The following is a 20061-nucleotide window of genomic DNA, read 5'->3' as shown; positions in this document are numbered from 1 at the left end:
TCATTCTGTATTCAGATCTTCATAAATTTAAAGGATACTTATTAGGGATATATTCTGTTTTAGACTTAATTCAGGATGCATAAATGAAGTACTCATTTATACAGCAGGCTTTCACTGGTCCCGTGGACATCGTAGGGGATATTCATGGTGAGATTGCCGCGCTGGAACAACTGATCCAGGTATTAGGTTATGACCGGAATGGTCATCATCCAGAACAGCGCAAACTAATTTTTGTCGGTGATCTATGTGACCGGGGGCAAGACAGTGTTGCGGTGATCAAACGCGTCAAACAGCTGGTAGATGAAGGCTATGCACAATGTGTGATGGGTAATCATGAATTGAACCTATTGACCGATACTTTGCGGGAAGGCAATGGCTGGTTTTTTGGTTCACCGCATCAGGATGATCTGAAACCTTTTGATTCGATCCAAGCCTCAATCAAAGATCGACAATGGATTCTGGATTTTTTAAATAGCTTACCGTTGGCTTTGGAGTCGGAGCAGCTGCGTGTTGTACATGCCTGTTGGCATCAAGGATCAATTGATCAATTACGCAATTCTGGTTTTACTTCGCTTGGCGAAGCCTATGCTGATTTCGTTCAACATACAGCGCTGGATCTGCAAGCCTTAGGTATTAATGAATTCATCCAGATAGAACAGCAACGCTACCAACACCAGTTCAAAGACCCGGCTGCAACTTTACCTTTATTGCAACATCTCGCAGAAAAAGAGCTGCGTGAGCAAATGCACAATCCGATTCGGGTCATTACTTCTGGTGCGGAAAAAATCGCCTTAGAACCGATTTATGCCGGTGGAAGGTGGCGGATGATCGACCGCGTGCCATGGTGGGACAGCTATACCGACCAAATTCCAGTCATTACTGGACATTATTGGCGGAACTTTAAATCTACTGAAGAAAAAACCGGTTTACTCAAATCGATCGATGCACTGCAATGGTATGGACAGCAACAAAACGTATTTTGTGTGGATTATTCAGTGGGTAAACGCTATCTCGATCGTCAACAGGGTGTCGCGTTCAGACATCGACTCGGCGCCTTAAGATTTCCAGAAAATATCTTGAGCTTTGAAAATGGCAATCAGTATTCAGTTCAGCGGTTCTGAGAAAAGGCAATTTTCTGATACAAAAAAAGCAGCTTTTCCAGCCGCTTTTTTTACAGAATCTAGATTTTATTCTGCTTCGATTATTTCATAATCATGGGTGATTTCAACACCGCCATCAGACAGCATTTTGCTGGCAGAGCAATATTTTTCAGCAGAAAGTTCTACGGCTTTTGCGACCTGTTTCTCTTTAATCGCTTTGCCGGTCACTACAAAATGCAAGTGAATTTTCGTGAATACTGCCGGAATTGTATCTGCACGTTCAGCCTTTAATTCGCAGCGTACATCGGTAATATCCTGACGAGCCTTCTTTAAAATGGTAACAATATCAAAAGACGCACAACCGCCCAGACCCGTTAAAAGCAGTTCCATAGGACGGGGACCACGGTTTTCACCACCGTATTCAGCTGAACCATCCATGATAAGGCTATGACCACTTTGAGTTTTTGCTTCAAAAGCAACATTCTCTAACCAATGAACGCTTGTTTGCATTGCAACTACCTAAAAAAAGCTATAAATTTGTCAAGTAACTGTACACTAACATAAATTGGGTTGATACGGAATTTCAATCCCACTGTGTGACAAGTTCACATTAGGTCTTGTGCGATCTATAAATTATCCATAATCGGAACTGTTAGCATGACTTCAAACTTTTCACAATTAAGCACTGATGCGCTTTCTCCGGGGCAATTACCAGAATCCGTGAAAGCACTGTTAAAACGTGCATATATTAATCGTTATCCAAAACGTACCACGATCATTGATGCAGGATCAGAATCTAAATCTTTATATTTAATTCTGAAGGGGTCTGTATCTATCATTCTTCGTGAAGATGATGATCGTGAAATTGTCGTGGCTTATTTAAATGCGGGTGACTTCTTTGGGGAAATGGGTCTATTCGAGGTTAATCCACAACGTACTGCGGAAGTTCGTACGCGTGATGTGTGTGAAATTGCCGAAATTACCTATGAAAACTTTCACGAAATCAGCAAGCAATATCCTGATCTGAGCTATGCGGTATTTGCTCAATTAGTACGTCGTTTGAAAAATACCACACGTAAAGTCACTGATCTGGCATTTATTGATGTTTCAGGCCGGATTGCACGTTGCCTGATCGACCTGTCTTCACAGCCAGAAGCGATGATTTTGCCGAATGGCCGTCAGATTCGTATTACCCGTCAGGAAATTGGCCGTATTGTTGGCTGTTCCCGCGAAATGGTCGGACGTGTACTAAAAACCCTGGAAGAGCAGGGCATGATCGAAACCGATGGTAAAGCCATCCTGATCTTTGATGCTTCATTAGAAGAAGCATCTGAAGCAGTGGCAGATGTTGCCATAGACGAATAATCCAGATATTAAAAAGCAAATCTTCGGATTTGCTTTCTTTATGCGTCATTACTCAATACATAAAAATTTAGAACAAGCTTCTCAGAAAAGATGATTTAAGTCTCCCTTATAATTCCGATAGGCTATAGCCCACTTGATCTCAATTCACTGAATAAAATTCACAGGATGTTTTTATGCAATTCAGACCGTTGGCGGATACCGGCATTCTTTTGCCAGAAATTTGTTTGGGCACCATGACCTTTGGTGAGCAGAACACACAAGAACAGGCTTTTCAGCAACTGGATTATGCTTTAGATCAGGGAGTGTATTTCTGGGATACTGCGGAAATGTACCCGGTACCGCCAAAACCTGAAACGCAGGGTGCTACCGAGCGTATTATCGGGAACTGGATCGCTGCCCGTGGTGGCCGTGACAAACTTTTTTTAGCCTCAAAAATTGCCGGACCCTCGCAAGGTGGTAGCCATATCCGGGATGGTAAAACTCGTTTCGTTGCCGATGAAATTTCAGCAGCAATTGACCAGTCATTGTCACGCCTGCAAACGGATTATATTGACCTGTATCAGCTGCACTGGCCGCAACGCCCCACCAATTTCTTTGGCAAGCTGGGTTATGGCAATGCTGAAGCGGCAGAAGACCGTACCGTGACAGATCTCGAAGAAACCCTGACCGCCTTGCAGGATGAAATTAAAAAAGGCCGTATCCGTTATATTGGTCTTTCCAATGAAACCCCGTGGGGCACGATGAAATTTCTGCACCTCGCAGAGAAATTAGGTTTGTCCAAATTTGTCAGTGTACAAAACCCATATAACCTGCTGAACCGTACTTATGAAATCGGCATGTCAGAAATTGCCCATTATGAAGGTGTGGGCTTGTTGGCGTATTCACCTTTGGCATTTGGTTATCTGACCGGTAAATTCCGGCATGGTGCACGTCCTGCCAATGCGCGTGTAACACTGTTCTCCCGCTTTAGCCGTTATAGCAATCCGCAAAGTGAATGGGCAACCGAGCAATATGCCCAGCTGGCAGAACAGCATGGCTTAAGTCTTACCCAATTGGCTTTGGCCTTTATCAAGCAGCAGTTCTTTGTGACCAGTACGATTATTGGTGCCACCAATCTGGATCAGCTGAAAGAAAATATTCAGGCATTTGAAATTGATCTGTCTGAGGAAATACTGAAAGGTATTGAGGCAATTCACCGTCAGCAACCGAATCCGGCACCATAATCATGGTGTTGTTATTTTAAAGCACCCTCCAAGCGAGGGTGTTTTAATTTTATGAGAAATTAAATTTGATGATAAACAACATGGCCGGAAAACAATAAAAGCAGCATAATCGAAATAAGACGCATCAAGATGATTTGATAAAAATGAATAGTGAAACAGGTATTTCTAAATCCCAAGTATTAGCTATAGCAGTATTCAACTTAGCTGAGCAGTTGCAACTGAAAGAATTCGAACTTGCATTGATTCTGGGTTTATCTGAGGCGGAATTATCTCTGGTTATAAATGAAAAAGAATTAGAACCAGATACTACAGCAGGCGAAAAAGCTATAGCTTTAGTAAATATCTATCAAAAGTTATTTAGCTTGCATGGTGGAGACTTGAGCTGGATGCGCCATTTTATCAATTCACCTAACAAGCTTTTGAATCATCAAACGCCAAGATCCTTGATGCAAACAGAACATGGTTTGAGTGAAGTATTGCGATTACTAGGAAGGTTGCAACCGTACTAAAAATATCTCTCTATTCTCTACTAAGCTGAAAAATAGCAGAGTAAATTAAATAAAATATGAATTGTTTATCTTCACCTTAAAAATTCTTCTAACCTCACTTGAAATATGATTTGATTACACCAATATTATTATTAAAGACTGTCTAAATGTTTATATTAAGTTTTTGAAAAATATATAAAAATGATTTGAAATTTTATCAAGTGCACCCATATATCCATCAAGTAGAAAATTTGTTGTGAGGAATAACAAGAATGCGTTTTGAAAAATTTACCAATCGCCTGCAGCAAACCCTTTCCGATGCACAATCGCTGGCCATGAGTAAGGATCATACCTCCATTGATGGGATCCATATCTTGGCCACCTTGATGGATGAAGCATCCAATGTCAGCCTGCTGCAACAGGCCGGTGCTAATCTGCGTGAGCTACAAACCAAGCTGCAAACAGCATTGAGCAATGCGGCAACCCTGACCAATCCATCAGCAGATGTCAACCTTAGTCCTGAAGCGGCAAAAGTATTGCATCTGGCAGACAGCTTTGCGCAAAAAGCCGGAGATGAGTTTCTATCTACGGATTGGGTGCTGTTGGCGTTGGCTGAAACCGGAAATACCAAAACTTTATTAAATAGTGTTGGCGTAAAGGCAGAAACTTTAGGTCAAGTGATTAATCAATTTCGAGGCGATGAAAAAGTCATGAGCAATAATCATGAAGATCAGCGTGATTCACTGAATAAGTACACCATTGATTTAACTGAACGTGCGTTGGCAGGCAAGCTTGATCCTGTGATTGGCCGTGATGATGAAATCCGCCGTACTATTCAGGTTCTGTCACGTCGTACTAAAAACAACCCGGTACTCATTGGTGAGCCAGGGGTAGGTAAAACTGCAATCGTCGAAGGTCTGGCGCAGCGGATTATTAATGGTGAAGTGCCTGAAGGACTCAAAGGGAAACGTGTTTTATCTCTAGATCTGGGTTCTTTGCTGGCCGGTGCCAAATACCGCGGTGAGTTTGAAGAGCGCTTAAAAGCCGTTCTGAAAGATATTGCCAAACACGAAGGCGAAATCATCCTGTTTATCGACGAGTTGCATACCCTGGTGGGTGCTGGTAAAGGTGATGGCGCGATGGATGCCGGCAATATGCTTAAACCTGCGCTGGCCCGTGGCGAACTGCGCTGTGTCGGTGCCACCACACTGGATGAATATCGTCAGTATATTGAAAAAGATGCAGCGCTGGAACGTCGTTTCCAGAAAGTGCTGGTGGATGAGCCAAGCGTGGAAGATACCATTGCGATTCTGCGTGGTCTGAAAGATCGCTATGCGACCCATCACGGGGTACAGATTCTGGATTCAGCCATTATTGCTGCTGCGAAAATGTCACACCGTTATATCACCGACCGTCAGTTGCCGGATAAAGCCATTGACCTGATTGATGAAGCAGCATCGCGCATCAAAATGGAACTCGATTCTAAGCCAGAAGCTTTAGATAAACTGGAACGCCGTCTGATTCAGTTAAAAATGCAGCTGGAAGCGGTGAAAAAAGATGAAGACTCAGGTGCCAAAGCTGAGATTCAATACTTGTCCGATCAGATCGCCACAGTTGAAAAAGAGTATCATGACCTGGAAGAAGTCTGGCGTGCAGATAAAGCGCTGGTCGAAGGCAATAAAGACGTACAGATCAAACTGGATCAGGCACGTACAGCACTTGAAAAAGCGCAACGTGAAGGTGATCTGGGCGAGGCCGCGCGTTTGCAATATGGCGTGATACCAGAGTTGCAAAAGCAGCTTGAACTGGCTGAAAAAGCCGATGAGAGCGCAACGCCAAAATTGCTGCGTAACAAAGTCACCGACAATGAAATTGCTGAAGTAGTGAGTGCTGCGACCGGTATTCCGGTTGCGAAAATGCTGCAAGGCGAGCGTGACAAATTGCTACATATGGAAGAATTCCTGCATAACCGTGTAGTAGGGCAAGATGAAGCCGTGGTGGCGGTATCCAATGCAGTACGCCGTTCACGTGCCGGTCTGTCAGATCCGAACCGTCCAAGTGGGTCATTCCTGTTCCTGGGGCCAACGGGTGTCGGTAAAACAGAATTGACCAAAGCCTTGGCGAATTTCCTGTTTGACAGCGACGATGCCATGGTGCGTATCGATATGTCAGAATTTATGGAAAAACATTCGGTGAGCCGTTTGGTTGGTGCGCCTCCGGGCTATGTCGGTTATGAAGAAGGTGGGGTGCTTACTGAAGCCGTACGTCGTAAACCGTATAGTGTGATCTTGTTTGATGAAGTCGAAAAAGCGCATCCGGACGTATTTAACATCTTGCTACAGGTACTAGATGATGGCCGTTTAACTGACTCGCAAGGCCGGGTAGTGGACTTTAAAAACTCTGTGATCGTCATGACTTCGAACCTGGGTTCGCAGGATGTACGTGAATTGGGCGGTAATGCCACTAAAGAAGAAGTCCGTACGGTGGTGATGAATGCGGTATCGGAACATTTCCGTCCGGAATTTATCAACCGTATTGATGAACTGGTAGTGTTCCATGCGCTGGAAAAAGACCAGATTCGCGGTATTGCCGATATCCAGTTGGACCGTTTACGTCAACGTCTGGCAGAACGCGATATGCGCTTGTCGGTAGATGACAGCGCTTTCGATCAGCTGATCGAGGCCGGTTTTGATCCATTGTATGGAGCACGTCCACTGAAACGTGCAATCCAGCAGCGGATTGAAAATGGTCTGGCGCAGAAAATCCTGGGCGGAGAATTCCAGCCGGGCGATACCATTCTGGTGAAAGCTGAAGCAGGTGAGTTAATCTTTGAAAAAATGAAACTTAACTAAACCGCTTCTCCTTGCAACAAAAAACCCAGCCTAGGCTGGGTTTTTTTAATCTTATTTTTAACTTCGAGCATTGCAACACTTTTGTATTCTTGTTGCGGCGAGCTTTAAAGCATGGCTTAAAACTCAGCTCAGGGAAAATAAAGAAGATATCAATCGTGATAAAGACAGTTAATTCATCATCAAATTACACTTGCGGATGACGGATTTTCCAGGCACGGTGAATCTTTTGATTCCGCTTGAAGTCAGGTCCAATGGTTTCCTGGGTAATTTCTTCAACATCAAAGAAGGCCAGAATTTCTTCATCCATCTCAAAACCACGATAGTTATTTGAGAAATACAAGGTACCATCAGTGGTTAAGCGGTTCATCGCACGTTTTAACAGGGACAAATGGTCGCGCTGTACGTCAAAGGTCCCGTAGAATTTCTTCGAGTTTGAGAAGGTTGGTGGGTCGATAAAGATCAGCTCATATTGCTCATGACCTTCTTTTAGCCATTCGAAACAGTCAGAGGCAAAGAACTGATGCTGTTCATCCGCATGATCCACGGTTAAGCCGTTCAGAACAAAATTTTCTTTAGACCAGTTCAAATAAGTATTCGACAGATCGACGCTGGTTGTACTTGCAGCACCACCCAAAGCAGCATGTAAACTTGCCGTTGAGGTATAGCTGTACAGGTTCAGGAAGTGTTTACCTTTTGCTTCACGTGCAATACGTAAACGCATTTGACGGTGATCCAGAAACAGACCGGTATCCAGATAATCGGTCAGGTTGACCAGAATCTTGGCTTGACCTTCCTGAACGATAAAACGCTTGGATGCTGTACTTTGTTTGGTGTACTGGTTTTTACCTTCCTGACGTGCACGGGTCTTGATAAAGATCGCATCACGGCCCAAACCGGTCACGGCACGAATGGCCTGTAAGGCCAGGTTGAAACGTTTTTTGGCTTTTTCCGGATCAATAGTTTTAGGTGGCGCATATTCTTGTACATGCAAACGCTCGCCATACAGATCTACTGCGACGTTAAAATCAGGTAAATCTGCATCATAGAGACGTAAACAATGGATCTGTTCCTTGACTGCCCATTTTTTTAGAGCTTGCATATTTTTGGTCAGACGGTTGGCAAACTCCATCGCACCTTCAATCGGTTCAAACTGCTGAGGCTGCCAGCTTTCTAGGAATGGACGTACCACTGCGGCCGGTTTAACCGTACCGAAGCGGATATAGATCGGCAATTTACCATTCATCAAACGCAGGATTTGCGGATCATTAAAGGCCAGCACATCGGCCTGTTCCACTTGGGAGGCAATCACAGCCGCTTTTTGATTCGGGAAATTCTTTTGCAATAAAGCCGATAAACCCAGGTATAAAGAACGGTTTTGCGCTTTATCGCCGAGACGTTCGCCATATGGCGGGTTGGTCACGAAGAATACTTTCTTGCCTTCTGCATGGAAATCAGGCCAGTCATTTAAAGTCCGTTCTTCGATCATGATATTGTCGAGAGCAGCTTCAAAACCCGCCGCGATAATATTTTGTCTGGTGGCTTTAACCGCTTCCCAGTCCGCATCGAAAGCATAGAATTGTGGTAATGGATTTTCCATTGCCGCTTGATGACGTTCAGCAGCTTCGGCCTTGATGCTCATCCACAGTTCATGGTCATGGCCATTCCAGCCATTAAAACCGAAACGACGGACCAGACCCGGTGCACGGTCGGTCAAAATCATTAGGGATTCAATAATAAAGGTACCTGAACCACACATTGGATCGACAATGATGTCCGGATTAATCTGTTTAAGCTGGCCTTTTTGCAGAATCGCAGCAGCCAGGTTTTCCTTAATCGGTGCATCAGTCATGAAACGGCGATAACCGCGTTTATGCAAAGAGTCACCAGACAGGTCGAGGCAGTAAGTATGTTCTTTCTTGCCTGCCAGAATATACATGGTGATTTCTGGCTGTTTGGTGTCAATGCTTGGACGTTTGCCTACCGCTTCCATAAAGGAATCTACGACACCATCTTTGGCACGTAAAGTCGCGAACTGGGTGTTGACCTTGATGTCACGCTCGACATGCAAACGAATCGCAAAGGTGCTTTGTGGTGCAAAAATCAGCGACCAGTCGAAGCTGAGAGCCCCTTCATAGAGTTCTTCTGCCACATCACGGGCATCATGAGAAAATTCAATTTCATGCGTGTGGATTGGCATCAAAACACGTGAAGCCAGACGTGACCACATGCAGATACGATAAGCATTTTCCAGTGTGCCTTTAAAGGTCAAACGGCCCGGAAAACGCTCAATATTCTGAACACCTAAGCCTTGTATTTCTTCTTCTAATAAGGTTTCCAGACCATCGGCACAGGTGACCCAATAATTGCTTAAACGTGGAGAGGTATTCATATAATAGAGAGACCAAAAAAGATAAATAAAAAACTGCGCTAAGTTTACCGTATTTTTATATTGAAAGCTTTTGAAATTCTCTGAAAGGCCGTGGCATGTGATAGAGAAAAATAATATTCACACTATAAATTGAGGAACTGGTACGCATTTTGCTCTATACATGGCAAATCAGGCGGTCAGTCGATGGGGAGCGATGGCTGCCTGATTTTTCAATTTTATAATGGGGGTTAAGATGTTAGAGAATCAGTTACGCAACCATGACGCTTTTTCAGTGGCCACTTTAATTTATGCCCGTTTACGACGGGTTTCCGGTCGGGTAATTGATGCAATTTATCTGGCAGAGAACCTGGATTATGCCCGGCATGTGATTCAACTGGCAGAGCAAACCCAGGATCCAGATTTGAATCATCTGATCCAGCGCCTCAAAATGGTACTGGAGATTTCTGAAACAGCACAAGACTCACCAACAGAATCTGCACACCCAAGCCAGCAGGAAGGGCTGATCTCGGTCGAACCGGATGAAGACGATATCTATCGTGCACAGGTGTCACATCGTTATATTGGTGCACTGCGTTAAACCTGAGATGGGTGTGAATGCTCCAGACTGAAGCGCCCGTTGGTTTTGTACTTAAAATCAGCAAGATGCAAATCGGGTTAAATTATCTTATTGAAAAAATACAAAGGAATCTGATTTTTTATTTTTATTGTTCAGATGCTTTTTGTACAAGTAGCAGCATAGCCAACTATAAAAATTCGCCAATCTCTGTATAATATGTTGACTTAACGCATAAGGAATCTCTCATGCACTTGGCGGCATTGCATACACCGAGCCAGATTCAACTCAATAAAGAAGGTAATCTAAAACACTTCTTGACCATCGAAGGTCTTTCTAAAGAAACCCTGACAAAAATATTGGACACTGCACAGTCCTTTTTTAATGACCAAAATCAGCTGATCACCAATAATTTGCTTGAAGGCAAAACAGTGATGAACCTGTTCTTCGAAAATTCTACCCGTACCCGTACCACCTTTGAAGCCGCTGCCAAGCGCCTTTCTGCCAATGTTCTCAATATCGATATTGCCCGTTCGAGTACTTCTAAAGGTGAAACCCTGCGTGACACCTTATGGAATCTGGAAGCCATGGCGGCCGATATTTTCGTGGTACGTCATTCATCTTCAGGGGCAGCGCATTTTATTGCCAAAGATGTTTGTCCAACCGTGGCAATTATTAATGCCGGTGATGGCCGTCATGCGCATCCGACTCAAGCGATGCTGGACATGCTGACCATTCGCCGTGAAACCAAGAAAAAATTCGAAGAAATGTCGATTGCCATTATTGGCGATATCAAGCATTCACGTGTCGCGCGTTCAGATGTGGCTGCCTTGCAAACTTTAGGTTGCCAGGATATCCGGGTGATTGCACCGAATACCTTGCTGCCATTGGGTTTTGAAGAATATGGCGATGGTGTTCGTCTATTTAACAATATGGAAGACGGCATCAAAGACTGCGACGTGATCATTACCTTACGTATTCAGAACGAGCGTATTGATTCTCCGGCACTTGCCTCGCAAGCAGAGTTCTACAAAATGTATGGCTTGAATAAAGAACGTCTTGCCATGGCCAAACCGGATTGTATCGTGATGCATCCGGGACCAATGAACCGCGGCGTTGAAATCGACTCAAGTATTGCGGATGGTCCGCAATCTGTGATTTTGAAGCAGGTGACCAATGGTATTGCCGTGCGTATGGCGGTGTTGGCTTTATCGATGCAAGGTCAGTTACAAGAACAAGGTTTGATTGAAGCGATTGCGGGTTAAGGAATAAGTCATGACTATTGTAAAAATTGAAAATGTCCGTGTTCTTGATCCCATCCAAAACACTAATTCTATCCAGACCGTGTATCTGGAAAATGGAAAATTCGTTGCAGAAACAGCAGACGTCTCTGAAACGATTGATGGTCAAGGCAAATGGTTAATGCCAACCATGGTCGATTTGTGTGCGCGTTTACGTGAACCGGGTCAACAGCAACACGGTACGCTTAAGTCTGAAGGAAAAGCGGCACGTGAAAATGGCATTTTGCACGTATTTACGCCACCCGATTCAAAGCCAATCGTACAAGATAATGGTGCGCTGATTCACGGTCTGGTCGAAAAAGCCATGCTGGATGGTGGGATCTATCTTCAAGTGATTGGTGCGCAAACCCAAGGCTTAAATGGTCAACAACCGGCAAATATGGCGGGCTTGAAAAAGGGCGGTTGTACTGCGGTTTCCAATGCCAGTGCGCCGTTTGCCAATGATGATGTGGTACTGCGTACCCTTGAATATGCTGCAGGCTTAGACCTGACGGTGGTGTTCTATGCGGAAGAACCACAAATTGCCAAAGACGGCTGTGTGCATGAAGGGTTTATTGCATCACGTCAGGGCTTGCCGATGATTCCGGCACTGGCTGAAACCGTGGCGATTGCCAAATATCTGTTGATGATTGAATCAACCAAAGTACGAGCACACTTTGGTCTGTTGTCTTGTGGTGCTTCGGTGGAATTGATCCGTATTGCCAAGGAAAAAGGCTTACCGGTGACCTGTGATGTGGCCATGCATCAGTTACATTTAACTGATCATTTGATTGATGGATTTAACTCTCTTGCACATGTGCGTCCACCGCTTCGTTCTGAACAGGACAAAGAATTACTGCGTCAGGGTGTAAAATCAGGTGTGATTGATGCGATTTGTACTCATCATGAACCGCTAAGCAGCTCTGCGAAAATGGCGCCGTTTGCTGAAACGCAGCCAGGTTTCACTGCTTTTGATACCTATGTGCCTTTTGGTCTGCAACTGATTCGTGAGGGGTTGTTGACTCCACTGGAATGGGTGGAAAAAGTGACCCTAGCTCCGGCTCGTGTTGCACAAATGGCAGATCGATGGATAAATGAATCAGGCTGGGTGCTGCTAGATCCGGAACTGGAATGGACCCTGAATAAAGAAAGCATCGTGTCACAAGGTAAAAATACCCCGCTCATTAATCAAAAAGTGCTGGGTAAAGTGGTTCAAACTTTTGCTGCTTAAATGATCCCAATTTTATAAAAGTCAGCTTCGACTGGCTTTTTTTATTTTTTAAATTTTGTGTTGGTAAAATGAGTACTCAACAAAAACAGTGAAACTTTATGATATTCATACAATTATTTACATTTTCAAAAAATGGGGATCGTTACACTGATTAAATATTAAACATTAGAAAAATCAAAAGAATGGTGACGATTATGAATATAGACTTTATAGAACGCTTAAAAAGCGATGTTACGGCGATTGTGCTTCAAGGTGAAACCGAGCATTTATTTGCCAAAGATCAAGCTTTGGCTCAATTCCATCCCATATTTTTAAGTATATTGCGTGCACGTCCCGCCTGGATTGAGAATCTTGGTCAGCAACTTAATCCAAAAATTCATGAATTATTCAATGCAAATCCGGCACTCAAGCAGCAGTTTCTGGATCAAGTGGATCAGAGCGCGCCACAAGATGAAATAGAGCATACCTTGAACCGGTCAATTGTACCGACTATGAATTTTTTACAGACCGAAGCGGGTGCTTCAAGTCCGGAAGCGATTAGCCATTTGCTGGAAACCCACGCCGATTCGATTCAGCGCGCATTACCCGTTTGGGCTGGACCTATTCTGGCAGCGCTAGGAGTTTCACCCTTGGCAGGGCAAAATTTAAATCAGGAGCCTGTATTGGCGGAGCAGACCATCATTGTTCAGGAAGAAAGAAAAACCGGCTTTTTATGGCCGTTTATTATTTTTCTGATCCTGGCGGGTTTGATCCTGTTTTTGGTTCGTAGCTGCATGCAGGATGATGTTGAAGATTCAAATACCCAAGCGACCAGTGAAGTTGCTGCAGCTCAGCCTGCATCCTTGCGATTAAGTACAGGCAGTAATGGCGAAATTGTCAGTTGTCAATTACAGCTGAATAATCCGCAGTATATGGAAATTTTGCAAAACGAGATCAAACAGATCTTTAATTATAATATTGGTTGTGGGGCGCTGAGCAGTGAGGTTTATCATTCAGAATTTATTGATCAGGATACTATTCCGACTGTGTTGAGAACAATGCAGGGAATGCCAAATGTGTCACTTGACTGGATTGGCAATCAGGTTTCAGTGCGTGCAGCAACCAATGCAGAGGCCGAGCGTCTGGCAGCACAAATTCGTAGTCTGGCCAAAAATGTCACAGTGGTGACCCAGCAGCCGCTCAATAGAAGTGACGTGATTAATACCGCCAATAGTGAGGCAGAACAAGCCTTGGCCAGTATCAAGACCGATAATGTTAAAGCGCTGGATGTGGCGACTGCACTGAATTTACAGATCATTAATTTTGATACGGCATCGACTGAAGTTCCCGAGGTCAATAAATTGGTGCTGGATCAGGCTGCTGCATTATTGCAACGAGCACCGCATGTCATTCTGAAGGTTACAGGACATGCCGATGCTCAGGGTAGTGAAGCAGAAAATAAGGTGCTGTCTGTGCAACGAGCTCAAGCGATTACCAGTTATCTCGTTGGAAAAGGGGTCAATCCTGCACAGTTACAGGCAGTTGGCATGGGAGAGGATCAGCCGGTTGAACCCAATGCCACACCTGCCGGACAGTTTCAGAATCGTCGCGTGACCTTTGAGGTCGTGAATACCGAAACGGGAATTGTACGTGAAGTAGATGATGAAGGTGTAGTTGAGAAGACAGGAAATTAAGAGAGCGGCCTAAATAAAAAAGGACGAATTTTCGTCCTTTTTTATTATCTTAAATTAAGAAAATACCGGCGGGCTATAAGTCAATGTCCGACCAAGGAACCACAGCAGGAACAGTACCAAAGGCAGATGGAAAATCAGCTGGGTCACCGTAAATCCAATCACATCTTTGGCTTTTAATTTCAGGATACCCAACATCGGAAGCATAAAGAATGGATTAATCAGATTCGGCAAGGCTTCTGCCGCATTATAAATCTGTACCGACCAGCCCAGATGCACTTTCAGGTCATGCGCAGCCTGCATCACATAGGGCGCTTCGATAATCCATTTCCCTCCGCCAGAAGGAATAAAGAAACCCAGAATCGCCGAATATAAGCCCATCACAATGGCAAAGGTTTCCTGCGAGGCAATGGAAACAAAGAACTCGGCAATGTAATGTGACAATGACAGATCGGCCGGGTTTAGCGCATTGGTCATCATAAAGGCAATACTGCCATACAGCGGAAACTGGATCAGTACCCCAGAAATGGCGGGTACGGCTTTGGATACCGCATTCAGGAAATTTCGCGGTGTACCGTGTAAGGCCACGCCCAAAATCAGGAAGATAAAGTTATAGGTATTTAAGCTGGAAATGGCCAGAATCGGATTGCTTTTGGAAAATTCGTTAAACATCCAGACTGCGCCCAGAATCACAATCAGAATGCTTAAAATGGGTGAATTTTCCAGCCAATCCCCCGGTCTTTTTTCGGCAGATACTTCCGGTTTTTCTTCTTCAATCTGAATCGGGAAGTGCTCAATGGTTTTAATGTCAGACCCTTTAGGTGCTGACCAGTAAGCAATCGCAATTGAAGCTACAATCAGTACCGCCGTCATGATCATGGATTGCGGCAGGAAAATGGTTTCGGTAAATGGAATCACGCCCGTCAGATTATAAATCGGTTCAGGCAGACTGCTTTTATTGGCCTGTAACTGTGCAGCTGAAGAACTGATGCCCAGTGCCCAGGTCGCACCCATCCCGATAATCGCGGCAGCCGCAGCAGCGCGGTAATCCATGTTAAGCTCTTTACGCTGTGCCAGTGCAATCACTAGGAGTGCAGTCAGTACAGTACTCATGGCCCAATTAATCAGAGAAATTAACAGGCTGACCGTGGCGACCAGGACAATCGCACCACGACCGGAATGTGGCAGGCGCGCCATTTTCTGGATCAGAAGCTGGACAGGCTTAGATACGGAAACCACATAACCGACCACGATCAGCATGCACATCTGCAAGGTAAAGGGAATCAGGCTCCAGAAGCCGTCTCCAAAGGAAATCGCGACATCCTGTGCGGGTGCACCAATTCCGATGGCGGCAATCGCCACAATGATGACGCCAAGCAGGGCAAAAATATAAGAATCCGGAAACCATTTTTCAGACCAGTCGCTGACGCGCAAGGCGAAGCGCTGCAAAATATTTTGTTGAGTTTGCATGATTAAAATCCATTTATTCTGCGATTATTATTTTGAAATGAAACAGCTATATATAAAAAAGCCCTTAAGATGCTTCATTCTTAAGGGCTGGCTGGATCAGGCAGCGTTACGTAGTAGCGCTACCCCCGTGACTTTTTGAATCTCTTCAAAACTGACCTCTGGTGCCAGTTCAACCAGTCGAATTCCATCAGGAGTAACATCCAGTACACCGAGATCGGTAATAATCCGGTTCACCACAGCCTGGCCGGTCAGCGGCAGACTACATTCTGGAACTATCTTAGGTGTACCATCTTTGGCGCAGTGTTCCATCAAGACCACGACCTTTTGTACACCCGCGACCAGATCCATGGCACCGCCCATGCCTTTGACCTTTTTGCCTGGAATCATCCAGTTGGCCAGATCACCAGTTTCGGACACTTCCATAGCACCCAGAATGGCAATATTGACATGACCGCCACGGATCATGGCAAAGGAGTCGGCACTTGAGAAAAATGAAGCACCTTTACGCGCGGTAACCGTCTGTTTACCGGCATTGATCAGGTCGGCATCCACTGTCTCCTCGGTTGGAAATTCGCCAATCCCCAGCAGGCCATTTTCCGACTGCAGCCAGACATTGATATTTTCCGGAATATAGTTCGCGACTAGCGTCGGCAGGCCAATCCCTAGATTGACGTAGAAACCATCTTCAAGCTCTTGTGCCGCGCGCTGCGCCATTTCATTACGTGTCCAAGCCATGATCAAGCCTCCGCCTTTAAAGTCATCTGTTCAATACGTTTTTCCGGTTGAGCATTCAGGACTATCCGGTTCACATAAATTCCCGGAAGATGGATTTCGTCCGGATCCAGCACGCCAATTTCGACAATCTCTTCGACTTCAGCAATGGTAATTTTGCCGGCCATGGCACAGACCGGATTAAAGTTCTGGGCGGTTTTACGGAAAATCAGGTTACCGGCTTTATCGGCCTTATAGGCTTTAACCAAGGCGACATCAGCAATTAAAGACTCTTCCAGGATATATTTCTTGCCCTTAAATTCACGTTCATCCTTACCTTCAGCAATCACGGTTCCGACACCCGTCGCCGTATAAAAAGCCGGAATACCGGCACCGCCAGCACGTAATTTTTCTGCCAAAGTCCCTTGTGGAGTAAGTTCAACTTCCAGTTCGCCATTTAAATATTGACGTTCGAATTCCTTATTTTCACCGACATAAGAGGAAATCATTTTTTTAATCTGTTTGGTTTCCAGCAGAAGTCCGAGACCGAAGCCGTCTACGCCGGCATTGTTGGAAATACAGGTGAGTTGCTTAGCACCTGTTTCTTTTAAAGCTGCGATCAAAGCTTCCGGAATACCACATAGGCCAAAACCACCAACGGCCAGGGTATGACCATCTTGCACCACATCCTTTAAGGCGGATTGAGCGCTGTCATAAACCTTGTTTGACATCTTGTCACCTCTATTATTGTTGTAGCAGACTTCAATCTGCTGCTTATATCCTTATGGTTTGCTTAAGAGCATTTTGCTCAAGCAAGTTTATTTTCAAGCACAGGCTTTTTGCCAATAGGCATTGGCATAATTGGATGGATTGTTGCGCTGCAAGACTTCACTGATATTACGGCTGGCCTGCATCAGGGCGTCTAGCTGAATACCGGTTTGAAAGCCCATATTCGAGAGCAGGTAATACAGGTCTTCAGTTGAAACATTGCCTGAAGCGCCTTTGGCATAAGGGCAGCCACCTAAGCCGGCAATGGAGGAATCAAAGACCCGAATGCCTTGAAGTAAAGACTGGTAAATATTGGCGATGGCCATGCCGTAGGTATTATGGAAATGTCCCGCCAAAACTTTAGTATCAAGTTCAGCCAGACAAGCCTCCCAGACATTTCTTACCCGATCCGGTGTTGCTGTACCAATGGTTTCACCCAATGACACTTCGTAGCAGCCCATCTCCAGCAAACGCTGGGTGACTTTGACCACCTGCTTCGGATCAATGGCACCTTCATAAGGACAGTCCACCATGCAGGAGACATAGCCACGTACCTTAATATCATTGGCTTTGGCTGCTGCCATGACATCGGCAAACTTCTCGAAGCTTTCATCAATCGAGCAGTTGATGTTTTTGCGGGTAAAGCTTTCAGAAGCAGCGGTAAATACCGCGACTTCTTTGCAACCCACAGCCAGTGCCGATTCAAAACCTTTCAGATTTGGGGTCAGCAGACTGAACTGAATATTCGGATCTTGGGGTAGGCTGGCAAAGAGCACATCACTGTCTGCCATTTGCGGTACCCATTTGGCTGAAACGCAGGAACCAACTTCGATGGACTGTAGACCGGTTTTCATCAGGTCCACAATCAGGTTTTTTCGGTCATCCAATGTCAAAGGTGTTTTTTCATTTTGCAGGCCATCGCGTGGCCCGACTTCTACGATTTTGACAAAATCCGTCATGCCACTTCCTCCGCCAGCGGCTGGAACTCGACCAGTTCATCACCGGCTTTAACCTGATCACCCTTCTGGAAATATGAGCTTGCGATGATGCCGTCATGCGGTGCGCGAATCGAGTATTCGATCTTCATGGCTTCCAGCGTCATCAGCACATCATCTTTTTTGACTTTGTCATTGGCTGCCACGAGCACCTGGGTAATGACGCCTGGCATTGGCGCGATCAGGTTATTTTCCGTGCCTTGTTCATCCTGATTATTAAAATCAGACTTCAGGTAATTGAACTTATAGCTTTGACCATTCTGGAATAGGGTAATGCCTTGCTCAGTCTGGCTAAAAGCCAGTTTTTGCTGTTTACCCGCCAGTTGTAACGCCAAAGTATGGGCATCGACGAGCTGACCCTGAATTTGAATTTGCTGACCGTTATAGCTGGCGACAAAGCCTTGATCCTGAGTGCGGAACTGAACTTTCAGGTTGATGCCATTGCGTTGTAATTGCACTGTATGGCTATTTTGCTGGTTCAGGCGCCAGAATGCTTGCTGCTGCCACACCGGATTGCTTGGAACGGGATTCTGTGCTTGACGTGCCAGTAGCTCAATCAGTGCAGCACTGACCACCAGTTCGGCACGGATATCCGCAGAAGGTTTGAGCAGAAATTCTTCTTCACGCTGAATCAGGCCAGTATCTAAATGTGCATTTTTAAACGAGTCACACAGCACCAGGCGATCTAGAAAAGCAATATTGTTACCCAGACCATCGACATGGAACTGACCCAGCGCATGGTGCATCTGGGTTAGGGCTGCTTCACGATTTTTACCCCAGACAATCAGTTTGGCAATCATCGGATCATAATAAGTGCTGATCTCGTCGCCTTCGACAATACCGCTATCGACACGTACACAGTCACTTTGCTCCGGATAATGCAGGTAGCTGATCTGACCGATCGCCGGGATAAAACCTTTTTCCGGCTCTTCAGCATAGACACGGGCTTCAAGCGCATGACCGTGAATCTGCAATTCATGCTGCTGCTTCGGTAAAGGTTCACCAAAAGCTACGCGCAGTTGCCATTCTACCAGATCCTGTCCGGTAATCATTTCAGTCACCGGATGTTCAACCTGTAGGCGGGTGTTCATTTCCATGAAATAGGCCGTACCGTCTTGCTCGACAATAAACTCTACCGTACCGGCGCCAACGTAATTCACTGCACGAGCGGCATCAATCGCAGCCTGACGCATCGCTTCCAGTTTATCTTCTGGCATTTTTGGTGCAGGCGCTTCTTCTAGCACTTTCTGGTGGCGACGTTGTACCGAACAATCACGCTCAAACAGATGTACATAGTTGCCATGTGTATCGCCAAAAACTTGCACTTCAATATGACGTGGCTGAATCACATAACGTTCAATCAGAACGTCTTCATTGCCAAAACTTGAACGTGCTTCACTCTTACATGAAGCAAGCGAGCTAAGAAAATCTTCGCTGCATTCCACCAGACGCATGCCTTTACCGCCACCGCCGGCACTGGCCTTGATCAGTACCGGATAGCCAATATTGTCTGCCTGCTGTTTCAGGAAGTCGGCATCCTGATTGGTCCCATGATAGCCGGGGGTTAGAGGCACACCGGCTTTTTCCATCAGCGCTTTAGAGGTGGCCTTTAGACCCATTGCCAGAATGGCATCGACTGGCGGGCCAATAAAGACAATATTGTTGTCCTGACAGGCCAAGGCAAACTGGTCATTTTCGGACAGGAAACCATAACCGGGGTGAATCGCCTGGGCACCAGTGTTTTTGGCTGCCTGAATAATGCGATCAATTTGCAAATAACTTTGTGCTGCTGGCGATTCACCAATATAGATCGCTTCATCGGCCAGTTTCACATGTTGTGCCTGCGCATCAGCATCGGAATAGACGGCAACGGTGGCAATTCCTAATTTCTTCGCTGTACGAATCACACGGCAGGCAATTTCACCACGGTTGGCAATTAAAATCTTCTCAAACATTGTAGGATCCT

General features: G+C 45.3%; 16 protein-coding genes. 9 read left to right on the top strand and 7 right to left on the bottom strand.

Annotated features, from left to right (window positions below):
• Positions 1 to 83 precede the first annotated feature (83 nt).
• Complete coding sequence (locus tag AC13CK_RS05280) at positions 84 to 1121, top strand: metallophosphoesterase (RefSeq protein WP_425878008.1); 1038 nt, start codon at positions 84 to 86, stop codon at positions 1119 to 1121.
• Between the two features lie 66 nt (positions 1122 to 1187).
• Here the strand turns inward: AC13CK_RS05280 and AC13CK_RS05275 are convergent, their stop codons facing one another.
• Positions 1188 to 1610, bottom strand: coding sequence for an OsmC family protein (locus tag AC13CK_RS05275; protein WP_004280142.1), 423 nt, complete (start codon positions 1608 to 1610; stop codon positions 1188 to 1190).
• Positions 1611 to 1757: 147 nt separating this feature from the next.
• Between AC13CK_RS05275 and crp the strand changes: the two genes are divergently transcribed.
• The 4 genes from crp to clpB all read left to right on the top strand — a co-directional run bounded on the left by crp (position 1758) and on the right by clpB (position 7028).
• Complete coding sequence (crp, locus tag AC13CK_RS05270; protein WP_425878010.1) at positions 1758 to 2465, top strand: cAMP-activated global transcriptional regulator CRP; 708 nt, start codon at positions 1758 to 1760, stop codon at positions 2463 to 2465.
• A gap of 173 nt (positions 2466 to 2638) precedes the next feature.
• Positions 2639 to 3688: an NADP(H)-dependent aldo-keto reductase gene (locus AC13CK_RS05265; protein ID WP_425878012.1), complete on the top strand. Its 1050-nt coding sequence runs from the start codon at positions 2639 to 2641 to the stop codon at positions 3686 to 3688.
• A gap of 143 nt (positions 3689 to 3831) precedes the next feature.
• On the top strand, positions 3832 to 4197 hold the full coding sequence (locus AC13CK_RS05260; protein ID WP_004646580.1) for an antitoxin Xre/MbcA/ParS toxin-binding domain-containing protein: 366 nt from the start codon (positions 3832 to 3834) through the stop codon (positions 4195 to 4197).
• 251 nt (positions 4198 to 4448) lie between these two features.
• On the top strand, positions 4449 to 7028 hold the full coding sequence (clpB, locus tag AC13CK_RS05255; RefSeq protein ID WP_253174337.1) for an ATP-dependent chaperone ClpB: 2580 nt from the start codon (positions 4449 to 4451) through the stop codon (positions 7026 to 7028).
• Between the two features lie 184 nt (positions 7029 to 7212).
• On the opposite strand, the gene rlmKL is transcribed toward clpB, so the two are convergent.
• Positions 7213 to 9417, bottom strand: coding sequence for a bifunctional 23S rRNA (guanine(2069)-N(7))-methyltransferase RlmK/23S rRNA (guanine(2445)-N(2))-methyltransferase RlmL (gene rlmKL, locus AC13CK_RS05250; protein WP_071850358.1), 2205 nt, complete (start codon positions 9415 to 9417; stop codon positions 7213 to 7215).
• A 232-nt stretch (positions 9418 to 9649) separates the two neighbouring features.
• Between rlmKL and AC13CK_RS05245 the strand changes: the two genes are divergently transcribed.
• The 4 genes from AC13CK_RS05245 (at position 9650) to AC13CK_RS05230 (ending at position 14154) form a co-directional block, all read left to right on the top strand.
• Entirely contained in the window at positions 9650 to 9994 is a 345-nt protein-coding gene (locus AC13CK_RS05245; RefSeq protein ID WP_004280135.1) for a hypothetical protein, read from the top strand.
• 224 nt (positions 9995 to 10218) lie between these two features.
• Positions 10219 to 11235, top strand: a complete 1017-nt coding sequence (locus tag AC13CK_RS05240; RefSeq protein ID WP_004730000.1) for an aspartate carbamoyltransferase catalytic subunit — start codon at positions 10219 to 10221, stop codon at positions 11233 to 11235.
• Between the two features lie 10 nt (positions 11236 to 11245).
• On the top strand, positions 11246 to 12481 hold the full coding sequence (locus AC13CK_RS05235) for a dihydroorotase (protein WP_004280133.1): 1236 nt from the start codon (positions 11246 to 11248) through the stop codon (positions 12479 to 12481).
• Between the two features lie 182 nt (positions 12482 to 12663).
• Complete coding sequence (locus AC13CK_RS05230) at positions 12664 to 14154, top strand: OmpA family protein (protein ID WP_425878018.1); 1491 nt, start codon at positions 12664 to 12666, stop codon at positions 14152 to 14154.
• A 54-nt stretch (positions 14155 to 14208) separates the two neighbouring features.
• Here AC13CK_RS05230 and AC13CK_RS05225 read toward each other — a convergent pair whose 3' ends face one another.
• From AC13CK_RS05225 to AC13CK_RS05205, 5 genes are all read right to left on the bottom strand, one after another.
• A complete protein-coding gene (locus AC13CK_RS05225) occupies positions 14209 to 15621 on the bottom strand; it encodes a short-chain fatty acid transporter (RefSeq protein WP_004646585.1) in 1413 nt (470 codons plus the stop codon).
• 96 nt (positions 15622 to 15717) lie between these two features.
• A complete protein-coding gene (locus tag AC13CK_RS05220) occupies positions 15718 to 16356 on the bottom strand; it encodes a CoA transferase subunit B (protein WP_004646586.1) in 639 nt (212 codons plus the stop codon).
• A 2-nt stretch (positions 16357 to 16358) separates the two neighbouring features.
• A complete protein-coding gene (locus tag AC13CK_RS05215) occupies positions 16359 to 17063 on the bottom strand; it encodes a CoA transferase subunit A (RefSeq protein ID WP_425878023.1) in 705 nt (234 codons plus the stop codon).
• Between the two features lie 93 nt (positions 17064 to 17156).
• Positions 17157 to 18059 carry a hydroxymethylglutaryl-CoA lyase gene (locus AC13CK_RS05210; RefSeq protein WP_425878025.1) on the bottom strand — a complete coding sequence of 301 codons (903 nt, stop codon included), beginning with the start codon at positions 18057 to 18059 and terminating at the stop codon, positions 17157 to 17159.
• Positions 18056 to 20050 (bottom strand): acetyl/propionyl/methylcrotonyl-CoA carboxylase subunit alpha, encoded by a 1995-nt coding sequence (locus AC13CK_RS05205; RefSeq protein WP_482830989.1) that lies wholly within the window; start codon positions 20048 to 20050, stop codon positions 18056 to 18058. Before AC13CK_RS05205 ends, AC13CK_RS05210 begins: the two co-directional genes overlap by 4 nt.
• Between the last annotated feature and the right edge of the window lie 11 nt (positions 20051 to 20061).

The organism is Acinetobacter sp. L-24, assembly GCF_056857555.1.
Note: the sequence above shows the minus strand (reverse complement) of the source record. Positions and strands in the feature narration are given on the sequence as shown.